Origin of the sequence: Gordonia sp. ALPHA1B1 (genome assembly GCF_005502615.1) — a bacterium.
Lineage (GTDB): Bacteria > Actinomycetota > Actinomycetes > Mycobacteriales > Mycobacteriaceae > Gordonia > Gordonia hongkongensis.
In genome coordinates this window covers 60,130-75,820 of the sequence record NZ_SCOC01000019.1, presented here as the reverse complement: position 1 = coordinate 75,820, position 15,691 = coordinate 60,130, and the positions used below count along the sequence as shown (strand labels likewise).

Below are 15,691 nucleotides of genomic sequence, written 5' to 3'. Positions count from 1 at the left end.
CTATTCCGCTTCCATGCGGGCCTGCCGGTCCGCGGCGACGAGCGCGTCGAGCAGGTTGTCCATGTCACCGGCGAGGACCGCGTCGAGATTGCTGGCCTTGTAACCGATCCGGTGATCGGTGATGCGGTTCTCGGGGAAGTTGTAGGTCCGGATCCGCTCGGACCGGTCCACGGTGCGGATCTGGGCCGCACGACCCTGCGCGGCGGCGGCCTCCGCCTCTTCCTCGGCTGCGGACTGCAGCCGGGCGGCGAGGACCTGCATCGCGCGCGCCTTGTTCTGCAACTGCGAACGTTCGTTCTGGCATGTGACGACGATTCCGGTGGGCAGGTGGGTGATCCGGACCGCCGAATCGGTGGTGTTCACGCCCTGGCCGCCCTTGCCGGACGAGCGGTAGACGTCGATGCGCAGTTCCGATTCGTCGATCGTCACCTCGGCCACCTCTTCGGGCTCGGGGTAGATCAGCACCCCGGCCGCCGACGTGTGGATGCGGCCCTGCGACTCGGTGACCGGCACCCGCTGGACGCGGTGCACACCGCCCTCGAACTTCAGTCGCGACCAGACCCCGTCGCGCACGGCCTCTTTCGACTTGATCGAAAAGGTGGCCTCTTTGTAGCCGCCGAGATCGGACTCGGTCACGCCGAGCACCTGCGCCTTCCAGCCGTGACGCTCGCAGTACTTGAGGTACATCCGGGCCAGGTCCGCCGCGAACAGTGCCGATTCCTCGCCGCCCGCACCGGATTTGATCTCCAGGACCACGTCGTCGGCGTCGTGGGGGTCGCGCGGGGCGAGCAGGTCGGTCAACGTCGCGTCGAGTTCCTCGACGGCCTCTTCGAGAGAGGGGATCTCGGCGGCGAACGACGCGTCATCGGCGGCCAGTTCCCGTGCGGCCTCGAGATCCTCGCGTGCCGCCTTCAACCGGGTGTAGGTCGCCATGACGGGCGCGAGCTCGGCGAATCGCTTACCGACGCGACGGGCCGCGGCGGGATCGTCGTGCAGGGCGGGATCGGCCAGCTGGCGTTCGAGACCCGAGTGCTCGGCCAGGATGTCGTCGATGGCCGAGGGACTCTGCGTACTCATGAAGGCGACCTCACTTGTCGACCGGCGCACGCCGGATGATCGGCGACACCGGGAAGAACTCTGACCGGAAAACACAGCGACGCCCGTCCCGACATCGTCGGGCGGGCGTCGCAGCGTGGTCTACTTGGCGCGCTTGCCGTAGCGCTTCTCGAACCGGGCAACGCGGCCGCCGGTGTCGAGGATCTTCTGCTTGCCCGTGTAGAACGGGTGGCACTGCGAGCAGACCTCGACGTTGATCCGACCGTTGGCAGCGGTGCTGCGGGTCTCGAAGGTGTTGCCGCAGCCGCAGACGACGGTGGTCGTCGCGTACTCGGGGTGGATTCCCTGCTTCATGTCTGACTGTCCCTTTCTGAGGTCGCCGGGTCACCGTCGCTTGTCGACGGTGTGAACCGGAACCGGACTCGACCGATCAGTATGCCACGGGGGCATCACCCGGGAAAAATCCCGGTCACCGCGGTCGCAGGTGCCTCAACGGCGGGCTGCTCGGATCCATTCCCGACACGGCCACCGCCACTTCGCTACACGTGACGCAGATCGCGATCCTCGTAAGGGTTGCCTAAGTGTAGTACCGTGGCGTCGCCCGCCCTGTCGGCGGCACACGCTCCCCCGCACCCCGTCCCCGAAGGAATCCTCGATGTACGACGCCGCCTCCACCGGCAGCAGCCTCGCAGTCGACACCGCACGGACCTCCCCCGCCCGTCGTACCGGCAAGACGGCCCGATCGCCGTGGAACCGGCGCAATCCCTACCCGGCGACGGTCGTGCGGAACGAACTCCTCTCCGGTCCCGGATCGGCCAAGGAGGTCCGGCATCTCGAACTCGATCTCGGCGACAGCGGCATCACCTACGAGCCCGGCGACGGCATCGGGATCGCTCCGACGAACGATCCCGCGCTGGTCGATCTCCTGCTCGCCCGGCTGCGCGCGGTGGGCGACGAGATCATCGCCGACCGCAAGGCGACCTACACCCTGCGCGAGGCACTGACCAGCAGGTACGAGATCGGCGCGCCGTCGAAGTACCTCGTCCGGGTCGTCGCCGAACGCACCGGACACCCCGAACTCGCCCGACTTCTCGACGCCGGTGACCCGCAGGCACTCGACGCGTGGCTCCACGGACTCGACGTCCTCGATCTGCTGGATCTGGACCCGATCTTCACCCCGACTCCCGAGGAACTGCTCGAGGAGTTGAGTCCCCTCGCGCACCGCGAGTACTCGATCTCGTCGAGCCCGCGGGTCCACGGCGACACCGTGCACATCACGATGGCCACGGTGCGCTACCGCGTCGCCGACCGGGATCGCGGAGGTGTGTGCTCCACCCACCTGGCCGACCGCTGCGCGCCCGGCGACACCGTGCCCGTCTTCATCTCCCCCAACAAGAAGTTCCGGCTGCCCGCCGACGACGTCTCGGCCATCATGATCGGCCCGGGCACCGGCATCGCCCCGTTCCGCGGTTTCCTGCATGAGCGGGCCGCGGCCGGCGCACCCGGCGGCAACTGGCTGTTCTTCGGTGACCAGCATCGCGGCCACGACTACCTCTATGCCGAGGAGCTCGACCGGTTCGTCACCGACGGGCTTCTCGACCGGCTCGACCTCGCCTTCTCCCGCGATCAGGAACACAAGGTCTACGTCCAGGACCGGATGCGCGAACACAGCGGTGAGCTGTTCGCGTGGCTCGAGGCCGGCGCGCATCTGTATGTGTGCGGCGACGCCACGACGATGGCCGACGACGTCGATGCGGCGCTGCACGAGATCGTCGCCGAACACGGTGGTCTCGAGCCCGACCAGGCCGCGGCGTACGTCGATCGCCTGCGCGCGGAGAATCGCTACTCACGCGACGTCTACTGAGATGACCCACTCCGCCGGGGACCATCCGCACGCCCGCAGCGATCTCGAGATCCTGCTGCGGACAGCCGGATTCGCGGACTCCTCGGTGAATCACGACGTCCCCGCGGTCGCCGCGCGCCTGCCCGGCCTGGCCCAGGTCGTCGGCGTCACCGTTGCCGGTCCGGTGATCATGAACGCGGTCGGAGTCCATGACCTCCCGACGACCGTGGGCGGTCCGCTTCGTGTCGACTCGCAGCAGATCGCACTGCGGCTCAACCCCTCTCGCTTGTCGTCGGCGTTGCTCAGCGATCCCGCCGCCCACGTTCCGCCGACCCTGCGACTGTTCGACCACCGCGGCAACACCGCTCACGCCACCTACCTGACGGAGAACTCCGACCGGCTGGCGTTCGAGGCGATGACCTGCACCGGCGCGGCCGCGGTCCTTGATGGGCCCTTCGTGGATTCGCCTGCGCCACAGTGCGTGGACCCGTCCGCCTCGATCGACGACGATCAGGTCGCACAATTCGACGCGGTACTCACCGACGGAGGTGTCGCCCGCCTGGCGGCCCTCCCCCATCTCGACTGCGCGCGTACCGTCCGCGTCGAGACACGTACGGTGATCGCCGCACTCGAGCACGCAGCGGGACTGGGGATGACCGTGACCTTCGCGACGGCGGCGCCGGGATGCATCCAGATGCGCCAGGACCGTCTCGACGGAGCCCGCGAGCATCGGGGCCAGATGGTGCTGGCATCCGGCAGCGCCCGCGTGATGATCAACTTCGACCTCGTCGGCGAATGCTGGGTGACGTGGCCCCGCGGGGTGTGGGACCGCACGGGATCACTCGAGATCTACAGCCGCGGAGGCGAGTGCGCGCTGATCGTCACCCAGACCGGGGCCGTCGCACCGCCGAGTGCGCAGGCGTGGCAACACCTGGCGGCCGACCTCGCCGGCTGAGAGGACACCGCGCGAGTCGCGCAACCCCGTCCGTCTCCCACCGCTCCCCAATCCGAGAGAAGCGAACCCCCATCGCTCGCTGATCCGAAGAGACTACAAAACCCCTGCTCCCTGAGGTGCGAGGAGCGCAAGCCGCCGGGCCGAGCAAGCGACGAAGGAGCGCGTCGAGGTCGACGAGTCACGAAGGGCTGGCGAGACACGTTGCTACACCCTTCGTGGCTCGCTTCGCTCGCACCTCAGGGAGGATGAGGTTCAGATGCTCGAGTGTTGTGTCGTAGTCCACGACGGCCGCCAGGCCGCAGTTCCCGAGGAGCGAAAACGACGAGCCACGAAGGTCCGGTGACCTTCGTGGCTCGTCGCAGTCGCAGAACTCAGTCGTCGTTGTTCCCGCCCGGTGCGGTCTTCTGCACCGTCATCAGGAACTCGATGTTCGTCTTGGTCTTCTTCAGCTGACTGATCAGCAGGTCGATGGCCTGCTGCGAGTCGAGACCCGAGAGCACGCGACGCAGCTTGTGCACGATGGAGAATTCCTCCGGCGACAGCAGCAGCTCGTCCTTACGAGTACTCGACAGGTTGACGTCCACCGCCGGGAACACCCGGCGCTCGGAGATCTTGCGGTCGAGCTTGAGCTCGGCGTTGCCGGTGCCCTTGAACTCCTCGAAGATCACCGTGTCGCCGGTGGAGCCGGTCTCGACGAGCGCCGAGGCGATGATCGTCAGCGACCCGCCGTTCTCGATGTTGCGCGCCGCGCCGAGGAACCGCTTCGGCGGGTACAGCGCGGTCGAATCGACACCACCGGACAGGATCCGACCCGACGCGGGCGACGCGTTGTTGTACGCACGACCCAGACGGGTGATCGAGTCCAGCAGCACCACAACGTCTTTCCCGCTCTCGACGAGTCGCTTGGCGCGCTCGATCGCGAGCTCCGACACCGAGGTGTGGTCTGACGGCGGCCGATCGAAGGTCGAGGCGATGACCTCACCCCGCACCGAACGCTGCATGTCCGTGACCTCCTCGGGACGCTCGTCGACGAGGACGACCATGAGGTGGCATTCGGGATTGTTGGTCGCGATCGCGTTGGCGATGTCCTGCAGGATCGTCGTCTTACCGGCCTTCGGCGGCGACACGATCAGGGCCCGCTGCCCCTTGCCGATCGGCATGATCAGATCGATCACACGGGTGTCGAGTCGTTCGGGGGTGGTCTCCAGCCGCAGGCGCTGGTTCGGGTACAGCGGCGTGAGCTTGTTGAACTCGGGGCGACGCTTGGCCGTCTCGACGTCTCCGCCGTTGACGGTGTCCAGCCGCACCAGCGGGTTGAACTTCTGGCGCTGGTTCTGTTGGTCGCCCTCACGCGGCACCTTGACCGCACCGGTGATCGCGTCGCCGCGTCGAAGTCCGTTCTTGCGGACCAGGTTCATCGAGACGTAGACGTCGTTCGGACCGGCGAGGTACCCCGAGGTGCGCACGAAGGCGTAGTTGTCGAGCACGTCGAGGATGCCGGCGACGGGCTGCAACACGTCATCGTCGGACACCTGCGGCTCGTTCGGGGTGTCGCGATTCTGGCCGCGACGACGCTCACGGAACCGGCGACCCCGACGGCGACCGCCGCCCTCGCCGTCGTCGTCCTGACCCCCGTCACGATTCTGATTTCCGTCGCGGTTCTGGTTGCCGTCGCGGTTCTGGTTGCCGTCGCGGTTCTGCTTGTCGCGATTCTGGCCCCCGTCGCGGTTCTGGCCCCCGTCGCGATTCTGGTTGTCGCGGTTCTGGTTGCGGTTGCGCCGAGTGCGCTGGTCGTTGCCGTCGGAGTCACCCGCGGCCTCGCCCGAGCCGTCACGGCCGCGGCGTCGCTCGCGTCCCGCACCGGTCTCCGACGAGTCGGTCTCGGAAGCGCTGCCGCCCTTGGGTGCATCCCCGGCCTGGGCCTCGGACTTCGCCGCGTCGGCGCCGTTCCGCGAGCCGTCGGCCTGGGTGGCAGCCGGGTTGTTCGTTGTTCCCGAAGCGTCGGCGTTCGCGGTCTCGGTGGACGACGCCTCGGCCGGTGCGTCCGCGGCAGCGGCCTTGCGGCCGGCGCCGCGCTGGGTGCGCGCGCCGCTCCGGGGGGCGTCGTTCTTCTCGGTCGTGTCCGCCCCGGTCGCGGCCGGGGAGTCGCCGATGGTCAGCTGGTCGTCGTTCGTCGCCGGCTTCGACGTGCCGGCCTTCGACCGGGCGGGAGCGCTCTTCGCGGCCGGGGCGTCGCCACCCGCTTGGCGCTCCTTGATCGCGGCGATCAGATCGCCCTTGCGCATCCCGGAGGTGCCCTTGATGCCGAGTTCACCGGCGACCGTCCGCAGTTCGCTGAGCACCATGCCGGACAGGCCGGTTCGTGCACGTGTCTTGGTGGCCGGTCGTCCCGAGTCGGGGCCGGCCGAACCCGCGGATTCCTGCTCGGCAGGTGCGGTGATCAGGTCCGTATCGGTCACGGAAGTCCTTTCGTTCCTCCCGCAGACGAGAACTGCGTGAGGTCTACGTTTCCCTGCTTCTGTGCGCTAGGGAGTCCGTCCGCGGTGGACGGTGAGAATGTGTGGTCCGCTGCGAGCGTGCCCGGAAACACCTGCGCTTCGGCACCGTCGACAGAGATCCATGACCCCGGCCCGGATACACAGCCGGTCATCTCCGATCGGTGAAGGATGAGAAGCGGCAGGACAAGCCTGCGCGGCTAGACCAGAATATGGTAACCCCGTTCGCATGATAGGGGCAACACGCCGGAAGCGCCAAATGAATGCGCTTTCACTCCGGCGGTCGTGCGGACGACGCCGATCAGCCGACGGTGATCTCGACGCCGCCGGCGACGGCGACCGACCGGGCGTCGAACCCGAGGCCCTGCGCCAGCTGACGGATCTCGGCGGGCACCGGCGCCGTACCGAGCACCAGGACGGTCGGTCCCGCTCCGGACACCGTCGCAGCATGTCCCCGAGCACGCAGCGCGCTGACCAGATCGTGCGTCGGCGCCATCGCCGACGCCCGGTACGGCTGGTGCAACCGATCCTGGGACGCGGCCATGAGGTTGCGCGGATCGGTGGTCAGCGCGACGACGGCGAGGGCCGACCGGCTCAGGTTGAACACGGCGTCGGCGCGCGGGACCGAATCCGGGAGCAGCCCGCGGGTGAACGACGTCGACGACTCGGTGTCGGGCACGAAGACCGTTGCGTAGATGTCGGGGTGCACCGGGAGACGGTGCGCGTGATACGAGGCGACGCCGTCAGCTGATTCGGTCCACGTGACGACCGCCGAGCCGAGCACGCTCGCGGCCGCGTTGTCGGGGTGACCCTCGAATTCGCTGGACAGTTGTACCAGTTCGTCGGCCGAGAGCCCCGGACCGAGGCCGGCGGCCGAGATCAGGCCCGACGCGGCGGCGAGACCCGACACCGCGGCGGCGGCGGACGAACCCAGACCCCGGGAATGCGGGATCCGGTTGACGCAGCGCAATGTCAGACCGGGGGCCCGCAGCCCGGCGTGTGCCAGTCCGTGCGTGAGCGCCCGCACCACGAGGTGCGAGTCGTCGCGGGGCACGGCGTCGGCGCCCTCACCCTCGACCTCGAGGGTGACGCCATCCGGGACCGTCTCGACGATCACCTCGTCGTAGATTCCGAGAGCTATTCCGAGACAGTCGAATCCGGGCCCCAGGTTGGCACTGGAGGCGGGCACGCGGACCCTCGTCGAGAGCCCTACCGGCACCGTTCCCGCAGCAGCCGCCGCGGACCCGGCCCCGTCAGCCGACACCGAGAGCATTCGCGACCGCCACCGGGTCCACCGGAATGGCCTCGACCGCCGGGATGCCCGCCAGCGCGGTGTCGGGGTCCTTCAGACCGTTGCCGGTGACCGTGCACACCACGGTCGAGCCCCGCTCGATCCAGCCGTCGGCACTCGCGGCGAGCAGGCCCGCGACGCTGGCCGCCGACGCCGGCTCGACGAACACGCCCTCCTTGCCGGCGACGAGTCGGTAGGCCTCGAGCAGCTTCTCGTCGGTGGCCGCCAGGAACTGCCCGGTCGACTCGTCCTTCGCGGCGACGGCCTGGTTCCAGCTGGCCGGGGAACCGATGCGGATGGCGGTGGCGACGGTCTCCGGGTCCTTCACCGGCGCGCCGTTCACCAGCGGCGCGGCGCCCGCGGCCTGGACACCGAGCATGCGCGGCACCGACGACGAGACGCCGTCGGCGTGATACTCCTTGTAGCCCTTCCAGTACGCGGTGATGTTGCCCGCGTTGCCGACCGGCAGAGCGTGGACGTCGGGGGCACGGCCCAGCACGTCGACGATCTCGAAGGCGGCGGTCTTCTGACCCTCGATCCGCGCCGGGTTGACCGAGTTCACGAGTTCGATCTCGGTGAACTCGGCGGTCGCCTTGCGCGCGAGTTCGAGACAGTCGTCGAAGTTGCCCTCGACCTGGATGATCTTGGCGCCGTGCATGACCGCCTGCGCGAGCTTGCCCATCGCGATCTTGCCCTGCGGGATCAGGACCGCGCAGGTGATCCCGGCCCGGGTGGCGTATGCGGCGGCTGATGCCGAGGTGTTGCCCGTGGATGCGCACAGGACCGCGGTCTTGCCGTTGTTGACCGCGTTGCTGACGGCCATCGTCATGCCGCGGTCCTTGAACGAACCGGTGGGGTTGAGGCCCTCCACCTTGAGGTAGACCTCGCAGCCGGTCAGCGACGACAGATGCGGCGCACTGATCAGCGGGGTGCCACCCTCGAGCAGCGTGACGACCTTCCAGTCGTCGGCGACGGGCAACCGCGACCGGTAGGCCTCGATGAGGCCCGGCCACGCGCGGTGCACAGGCGTAGAAGTCGCTTCAGTCATCGGTACCTTCCAATCGCAAAACACTCGACACCTTGATGACGGCGTCCATGTCTTCGAGCGCCGCAACACAATCCGATTGAGCTCGGTCGGGGGCGCGGTGGGTGACCAGGATCAGGCGGGCGTCGTCGCCCGCGCCCTCCTGGCGCACCGCGGCGATGCTGACCGACCGCTTCGAGAACTCCCCCGCGACCTGCGCCAGCACGCCGGGCTTGTCGGCCACCCGCATCGAGACGTAATACCGCGTGAACACGTCGTCGATCGGGGCGACGGGCAGGGAGGCGTAGGTCGACTCGAGCGGTCCGCGCCCGCCGTGCACGCGGTTGCGGGCGGCCATGACCATGTCGCCGAGAACCGCGGATGCCGTCGGTGATCCCCCGGCACCCTGCCCGTAGAACATCAGCCGCCCGGCGTTCTCGGCTTCCACGACGACGGCGTTGAACGCGCCGTTCACGGTCGCCAGCGGGTGGGTCAGCGGAATCAGCGCGGGGTACACGCGCGCCGAGATCCGTTGCGCGCCATTGGCGTCGCGGACGCGCTCGCAGATCGAGAGCAGTTTGATCGTGCAGTCGAACTTCTTGGCCGCGACCAGGTCCGCGGACGTGACCGAGGAGATGCCCTCGCGGTGCACATCGGCCGCCGTGACCCGCGTGTGGAAGGCGATCGAGGCGAGGATCGCCGCCTTGGCCGCGGCGTCGTAGCCCTCGACGTCGGCCGTCGGATCGGCTTCGGCATATCCGAGGCGGCCGGCCTCGGCGAGGGTGTCGGCGTAGTCGGCGCCCGTCTCGTCCATCGCGGAGAGGATGAAGTTGGTGGTGCCGTTGACGATGCCGTTGACCCGCTCGACGGTGTCGCCGGCCAGCGACTGCATCAGCGGACGGATGACCGGGATGGCGCCGGCGACCGCGGCCTCGAAGTAGAGGTCCACCTTGGCATCTGCCGCGGCGGTCGCGAGTTCGCCGGTGTATTCGGCGAGGAGCGCCTTGTTCGCCGTCACCACCGACTTGCCGCTCTCGAGCGCCGACCGGATCAGACCGCGGGCCGGGTCGATGCCGCCCATCAACTCGACGACGATGTCGACGTCGTCGCGCGCGACGAGTGCCGCCGGGTCGTCGGTCAGGAGATCCTGCGCGATCTTGCGGGGACGGCCGAGATCCCGCACCGCGACGCCGCGGATCTCCACGGGAGCCCCGACGCGCGCCCGGAGGTCGTCGGCGTTGTCGGTGATGATGCGCACCACCTCGGCACCGACATTGCCCATGCCGAGCACCGCGACACCGATGGTGCGCGAGTCCGCATCGGTTGCGCCACTTGTGTTCTGCACGGATTCGGTCACAGGCCCACCTCCAGGCTGAGGAAGTCGTCGATGGTCTCCCGGCGCAGCAGTAGCCGGGCGTTCCCGTCGGCCACCGCCACCACGGGCGGTCTCATGGTCATGTTGTATCGGCTCGACATCGAGTAGCAGTAGGCACCGGTCGCCGCCACCGCGATCAGGTCGCCGGGGCCGAGATCCTCCGGCAGCCAACAGTCCTTGATCACGATGTCGCCGCTCTCGCAATGCTTTCCCACGACCCGGCACACCACCGCACGGGCCTCCGACACCCGGGACACGAGCCGCACGTCGTATTCGGCGTCGTAGAGAACGGTGCGGATGTTGTCGCTCATGCCGCCGTCGACGGAGACGTAGCGTCGTACGGCGCCGCCGCCCAGTGCGACGTCCTTCACGGTGCCGACGCGATACAGCGTGATCGTGCCGGGACCGGCGATGGCGCGGCCCGGTTCGACGGCGATGGTCGGCATGGGCAGCCCGAGTGCTGCCGACTCCCGCTCGACGATCGCCGCGAGCGTCTCCGCCACCTTCTGCACCGGCAGCGGACGCTCGTCGGGGAGGTACGAGATCCCCAGTCCGCCACCGAGATCGACGACCGACATCTGCGCGGTCTTCTCGACACCGAACTCGCCGACGACGTCGCGGAGCAGTCCGAGCACCCGGTGGGCGGCCAGCTCGAATCCGTCCATGTCGAAGATCTGCGACCCGATGTGGCTGTGCAGACCCACGAGCCTGAGGTTGTCGGTCGCGAAGACCCGCCGGATGGCTTCCATCGCGATCCCACCGGCGAGCGAGAATCCGAACTTCTGGTCCTCGTGTGCGGTCGAGATGAACTCGTGGGTGTGCGCTTCGACACCGACGGTCACGCGCACCAGCACGTCGGCGACGACACCGCGTTCGCCGGCGATCACGTCGAGCCGATCGATCTCGATCATCGAGTCGAGGACGACGTGCCCGATCCCGGCGTCGACCGCAGCGCGCAGCTCGTCGACGCTCTTGTTGTTGCCGTGCAATGCGATTCGCTCCGGCGGGAAACCGGCGCGCAGTGCGATGGCGAGTTCACCACCGCTGCAGACGTCCAGGGACAGCCCCTCGTCGTCGACCCAGCGCGCGATCTCGGTACTCAGGAACGCCTTCGACGCGTAGTGCACTCGCCCGTACGGGCCGAACGCCGCCATCATGTCCCGGCAGCGCGACCGGAAGTCGGCCTCGTCCACGACGAACGCCGGCGTCCCGAACTCTTCGGCGAGCTGACTCACCGGCACGCCGGCCAACCGTAGCTCGCCCGATTCGTCGCGGGATGCGTTGCGCGGCCACACCTGTGCGGGGATGGCGGCGAGCACCGCCGGGTCGTTCGGACGCTCGGCGAGATGGGGTGCGGCCAGCAGTTCGGCGTGCCGGGGGCCGGCGGGGTGTGCGTTCACATCTGCTCCGGCGCGGTGACGCCGACGAGCCCCAGGCCGTTGGCCAAGACCTGACGGGTGGCCTCGCACAGGGCGAGCCGGGCCCGGTGGATGTCCGCCGGTTTCTCGTCACCCTGCGGCAGGACACGGCACTTGGCATAGAACCGGTGGTAGGTGCCGGCGAGGACCTCGAGGTAGCGACAGACCCGGTGCGGTTCGCGCAACGTGGCGGCGGTCGCGACGACATCGTCGAAATCGCCGATGGTGCGGATCAATTCGCCCTCGGCGGGATCGTCGAGCAGGTCGAGATGGTCCAGCGACGACACGACCCCGAGGTCAGCGGCGTTGCGGGCCAGTGCGGACATCCGCGCGTGGGCGTACTGCACGTAGTACACCGGGTTGTCGTTGGACTGTTTGGTGAGCAGGTCGAGATCGATGTCGATGTTGACGTCGACCGACGAGCGGATCAGCGAATAGCGCGCGCCGTCGACGCCGACCGCGTCGACGAGGTCGTCGAGCGTGATGACCGTGCCGGCACGCTTGCTCATACGGACCGGCGTGCCGTCGCGCACGAGGTTGACCATCTGGCCGATCAGCACCTCGACGGTGGCCGGGTCGTCGCCGAGCGCCGCCGCCGCGGCCTTGAGCCGGCTGATGTACCCGTGGTGATCGGCGCCGAGCATGTAGATGCAGAGGTTGAAGCCGCGGTTGCGCTTGTCACGGTAGTAGGCGATGTCGCCCGCGATGTAGGCGGCGTTGCCGTCGCTCTTGAGGACCACACGGTCCTTGTCGTCACCGAACTCGGTGGACCGCAGCCACCACGCGCCGTCCTTCTCGTACAGGTTGCCATTGGCCTTGAGCTCGCCGATGCACTCGTCGACGAGGCCGGTGGCGAACATCTTGTCCTCATGGGTGAAGACGTCGAAGTCGGTGCCGAAGTCGTGGAGGCTCTGCTTGATGTGGGTGAACATCAGGTCCACCCCGACCGAACGGAACGTCTCGAGGCGGTCGGCGTCGGGCTGCGACAGCACCTCGGGGACCGTCTCGACGACCTTCGCGGCGATGTCGGCGATGTAATCGCCCGCGTAGCCGTCCTCCGGGGTCGGGTTGCCCAGTGCCGCGGCCTCCAGCGACCGGGCGAACCGGTCGATCTGGGCACCGTGGTCGTTGAAGTAGTACTCACGCGTGACCGCACCACCGCGAGCGGCCAGCACGCGGCCTAAAGCATCGCCGACGGCCGCCCAGCGGGTACCGCCCAGGTGGATCGGCCCGGTCGGATTGGCCGACACGAATTCGAGGTTGATGACCGAACCGGCGAGTTCGTTTCCGCGGCCGTAGTCCGCACCCCGGGCCAGCACCGCCGCGACGACGGTGTTCTGCGCGGCGGCCCCGAGCCAGAGGTTCACGAACCCGGGACCGGCGATCTCGGCCTTCGCGACACCCTCGGCCGCGGCGAACGCCTCCGCGAGCCAGCCGGCGAGTTCCCGCGGGTTCACGCCGAGCCGCTTGCCCATCTGCAGGGCGACGTTGGTGGAATAGTCGCCGTGGTCAGCGTGACGGGGGCGCTCGACGACGATGGAGTCGGGCACCAGGTTCTCGTCCAGTCCGCGGTCGCGGACCACGGTCAGGGTCACGTCGCGCAGCAGCGCGGCCAGGTCGGCGGGAGTCACAGGACACCATCCTATTGGCCGCGGCCACTACACCGACAATCGCACCCTGCTCCACCCATCGGGCCCACCAGTACACTCGTGTGCGCCGAGCGCGGGCCGGGTCTCCCGCAGGTCCGCTCGGCCCCCGCAGTCGGATGAGGAAAGAAGTCAATGGCGCGCAAACCAGGGGCCAACGTCCCCAAGTCCCGCAAGCGAGCAGGATCCGTTCCCTCGGCGACGGGACGTCAGGTCGACTGGATGCTGATCGGCGCCGTCGTGGTGGTCATCGGCCTCATCGCCGGACTCGCGATCTACCTCGTCCCCAAGTTCAACGAGCGGCGCGCCGAACAGAAGGACGACTTCGCCGTGGAAACGGTGTCCGAGTTCGTGCCCTCACCGCAGAATCCCGATCCGTCGGCGAACATCCCGGGTGTGACGAAGCGCTACTACGAGGCCGCGCGGCACGTCACCGCGACCCAGCGTGTCGCCTACGACCAGTCGCCTCCGTTCGGCGGGCCGCACGACGAGATCTGGGCGACCTGTACCGGCGTCGTGTACCCGAACCCGCTGCGGTCGGAGAACGCCGTCCACGCCCTCGAACACGGCGCGGTCTGGATCACCTACAACCCGGACACCGTCTCACCGGAGGACCTCGACTACCTCAAGCAGCTTGTCCGCGGTGAGCAGTACCTGTTCCTCTCGCCCTACCCCGGACTAGACCAGCCGGTGTCGCTGCAGAGCTGGGGACACCAGCTCAAGCTCGAATCCGCCCGCGATCCGCGCGTCAACCAGTTCATCACCGCGCTGCGCCGCAACATGATGCCCGGGGTCTACCCGGAGAACCCGCAGACCGCCGCCTACCCCGAGACCCAGGCCACCTGTACCGCCATCCCCGGGTTCGATCCGTCGAACCCCCCGCCGGCCGACGAGGGTGAGCCCGGCCCCGACGCCGTCCCGATGGATGGCGGCAACCAGCAGCCCGCGGGCTGACGCGGGTTCCCAGCGAGCAGCAGACCAGGTAACGGACCGGGCCGCACGCCCCGACGAGATCGGCGAGGACCAGCGATGACCGACAACAGCGACCAGCCCGAATCGCGGGACGGGACAACGACTCCCGAGGGTCCGGACGACACCGCCGAGCCGTCGTCGCGCCCACGGATCCTGCTCGCCCTGGGCGGCGCCGCCCTCCTACTGTTCGGTCTCGGCCTGGGACTGCTGATCCAGGCGAGCCTCGCCGACGACTCCACCGGCGACGATTCCCCGGCTGCGAACTCGGCGGCCGTCGGCTTCGCGCAGGACATGACCCGCCACCATGAGCAGGGTGTGGAACTGGCCGCCATCGAACTCGAACACGGCACCGACCCCGAGGTGCGGAGCATGGCGTTCGACATCCTCACCGCCCAGAGCAATGAGATCGGCCAGATGCAGTCGTGGCTGACGCGATGGGGTCAGCCCGTCACCAACCCCGGCGCGACCATGGCGTGGATGGGCCACGGCGGTTCCGAGACCGACGGACACGACCACTCCGATCCCGCGGATCACTCCGCCGGCGGTCACGATCACGGCCACGGTGGCGACGGCAGTTCGGACCACGGGTACATGGACCACGGGGACATGGATCACGGGGACATGTCCGCACCCGCCTCAGGTGCCGCGGACTCCGACGCAGAACAGCCGCCGATGCCCGGGATGGCGACGTCGGCGGAGATGCAACAGTTCCGCGCGATGCGGGGTCCCGAGGTCGACATCCGGTTCCTCCAGCTGATGCTGCGTCACCACGAGGGCGGTCTGCACATGATGGAATACGCCGCCGACCCCGCCAACGTCGAGCAGGCCTACGTCCGCGACCTGGCGTCGAGCATGAAACGGACCCAGGACAAGGAGATCGCCATCATCACCCAGATGCTGGCCCTGCGTGGCGCACAACCACTTCCGCTGAACTGAGCGCCCCGCACGGCGGGCACGCCGGTGAGGTGAGCAAGTTCGGTCGGGCCACGCGGCTCTCCGAACGGCGATGATGGCGGCATGCTCTCACCACGCCTCGCGGCCGCGGTCGACGCGTTGCCACTGGCCCCTGGTCTGCGAGTCCTCGAGATCGGCTGCGGGCCCGGGCCGGCAGCACGCGAGGTGGCGCGCCGGGTGGGACCCGACGGCTTCGTACTCGGCATCGATCGGTCGCCTCAAGCCGTGAACGCCGCCCGCCGGGCCGCGATCGCCGGCGGCTTCGGTCCGGACCGACTCGACTTCGACTGCAGCGCCATCGAGGACTTCGACCTCGGCGCGCGCATCCCGTTCGACGTGGCGTTCGCACTGCGCGTCGGCGCACTAGACGGGCGACACCCCGATCTCTACGACGCGGCCGTGGGGGCCGTGGCCCGGGCGCTGCGTCCGGGCGGAGTGCTGCTTGTCGACGGCGGTGATCCGTTGCGGCGCATCGAGTTGCCGGCGAGTTGAGGCAGATCAGCACCGCGTGCGCGTGGAACTGTGGCGATCACGCCGGGGCTGTGGCACGCTGCTGCCCAGCGCCGCGTGCCGGTGGCGGACCGCATCAGGCATGGAGGCGCCGGGAGAGCCGTACGTGTGAGGGAACATCCTCCGGGCTGCTCGGTTCAGCAATAGGTATC

Annotated in this window: 13 protein-coding genes; 5 read left to right on the top strand and 8 right to left on the bottom strand. The window is 68.7% G+C overall.

Going from position 1 to position 15,691, the window contains the following annotated elements:
* On the bottom strand, positions 1 to 1,077 hold the full coding sequence (prfA, locus tag FFS52_RS14320; RefSeq protein WP_058252753.1) for a peptide chain release factor 1: 1,077 nt from the start codon (positions 1,075 to 1,077) through the stop codon (positions 1 to 3).
* 120 nt (positions 1,078 to 1,197) lie between these two features.
* Positions 1,198 to 1,410 (bottom strand): 50S ribosomal protein L31, encoded by a 213-nt coding sequence (rpmE, locus tag FFS52_RS14315; RefSeq protein WP_010842972.1) that lies wholly within the window; start codon positions 1,408 to 1,410, stop codon positions 1,198 to 1,200.
* Positions 1,411 to 1,711: 301 nt separating this feature from the next.
* On the opposite strand from rpmE, the gene FFS52_RS14310 reads away from it, so the two are divergent.
* Positions 1,712 to 2,920 carry a sulfite reductase subunit alpha gene (locus FFS52_RS14310; protein WP_137810074.1) on the top strand — a complete coding sequence of 403 codons (1,209 nt, stop codon included), beginning with the start codon at positions 1,712 to 1,714 and terminating at the stop codon, positions 2,918 to 2,920.
* 1 nt (position 2,921) lies between these two features.
* Complete coding sequence (locus FFS52_RS14305) at positions 2,922 to 3,854, top strand: heme transporter (protein ID WP_137810073.1); 933 nt, start codon at positions 2,922 to 2,924, stop codon at positions 3,852 to 3,854.
* 371 nt (positions 3,855 to 4,225) lie between these two features.
* Here FFS52_RS14305 and rho read toward each other — a convergent pair whose 3' ends face one another.
* From rho to argS, 6 genes are all read right to left on the bottom strand, one after another.
* Entirely contained in the window at positions 4,226 to 6,313 is a 2,088-nt protein-coding gene (gene rho / locus FFS52_RS14300; RefSeq protein ID WP_068969914.1) for a transcription termination factor Rho, read from the bottom strand.
* A gap of 337 nt (positions 6,314 to 6,650) precedes the next feature.
* On the bottom strand, positions 6,651 to 7,622 hold the full coding sequence (gene thrB, locus FFS52_RS14295) for a homoserine kinase (protein WP_068969915.1): 972 nt from the start codon (positions 7,620 to 7,622) through the stop codon (positions 6,651 to 6,653).
* On the bottom strand, positions 7,603 to 8,688 hold the full coding sequence (gene thrC / locus FFS52_RS14290) for a threonine synthase (RefSeq protein ID WP_068969916.1): 1,086 nt from the start codon (positions 8,686 to 8,688) through the stop codon (positions 7,603 to 7,605). Before thrC ends, thrB begins: the two co-directional genes overlap by 20 nt.
* On the bottom strand, positions 8,681 to 10,021 hold the full coding sequence (locus tag FFS52_RS14285; protein ID WP_058252747.1) for a homoserine dehydrogenase: 1,341 nt from the start codon (positions 10,019 to 10,021) through the stop codon (positions 8,681 to 8,683). The genes thrC and FFS52_RS14285 overlap by 8 nt, the downstream gene beginning before the upstream one ends.
* Positions 10,018 to 11,439 carry a diaminopimelate decarboxylase gene (gene lysA, locus FFS52_RS14280; protein ID WP_065632836.1) on the bottom strand — a complete coding sequence of 474 codons (1,422 nt, stop codon included), beginning with the start codon at positions 11,437 to 11,439 and terminating at the stop codon, positions 10,018 to 10,020. Before lysA ends, FFS52_RS14285 begins: the two co-directional genes overlap by 4 nt.
* Complete coding sequence (gene argS / locus FFS52_RS14275) at positions 11,436 to 13,088, bottom strand: arginine--tRNA ligase (protein ID WP_058252745.1); 1,653 nt, start codon at positions 13,086 to 13,088, stop codon at positions 11,436 to 11,438. The genes lysA and argS overlap by 4 nt, the downstream gene beginning before the upstream one ends.
* Positions 13,089 to 13,238: 150 nt before the next feature.
* On the opposite strand from argS, the gene FFS52_RS14270 reads away from it, so the two are divergent.
* The 3 genes from FFS52_RS14270 (at position 13,239) to FFS52_RS14260 (ending at position 15,521) form a co-directional block, all read left to right on the top strand.
* On the top strand, positions 13,239 to 14,057 hold the full coding sequence (locus FFS52_RS14270) for a DUF3105 domain-containing protein (protein WP_065632835.1): 819 nt from the start codon (positions 13,239 to 13,241) through the stop codon (positions 14,055 to 14,057).
* Between the two features lie 75 nt (positions 14,058 to 14,132).
* Positions 14,133 to 15,011, top strand: a complete 879-nt coding sequence (locus FFS52_RS14265) for a DUF305 domain-containing protein (protein WP_137810072.1) — start codon at positions 14,133 to 14,135, stop codon at positions 15,009 to 15,011.
* An 81-nt stretch (positions 15,012 to 15,092) separates the two neighbouring features.
* Complete coding sequence (locus tag FFS52_RS14260) at positions 15,093 to 15,521, top strand: methyltransferase domain-containing protein (protein WP_065632833.1); 429 nt, start codon at positions 15,093 to 15,095, stop codon at positions 15,519 to 15,521.
* Positions 15,522 to 15,691: the final 170 nt, after the last annotated feature.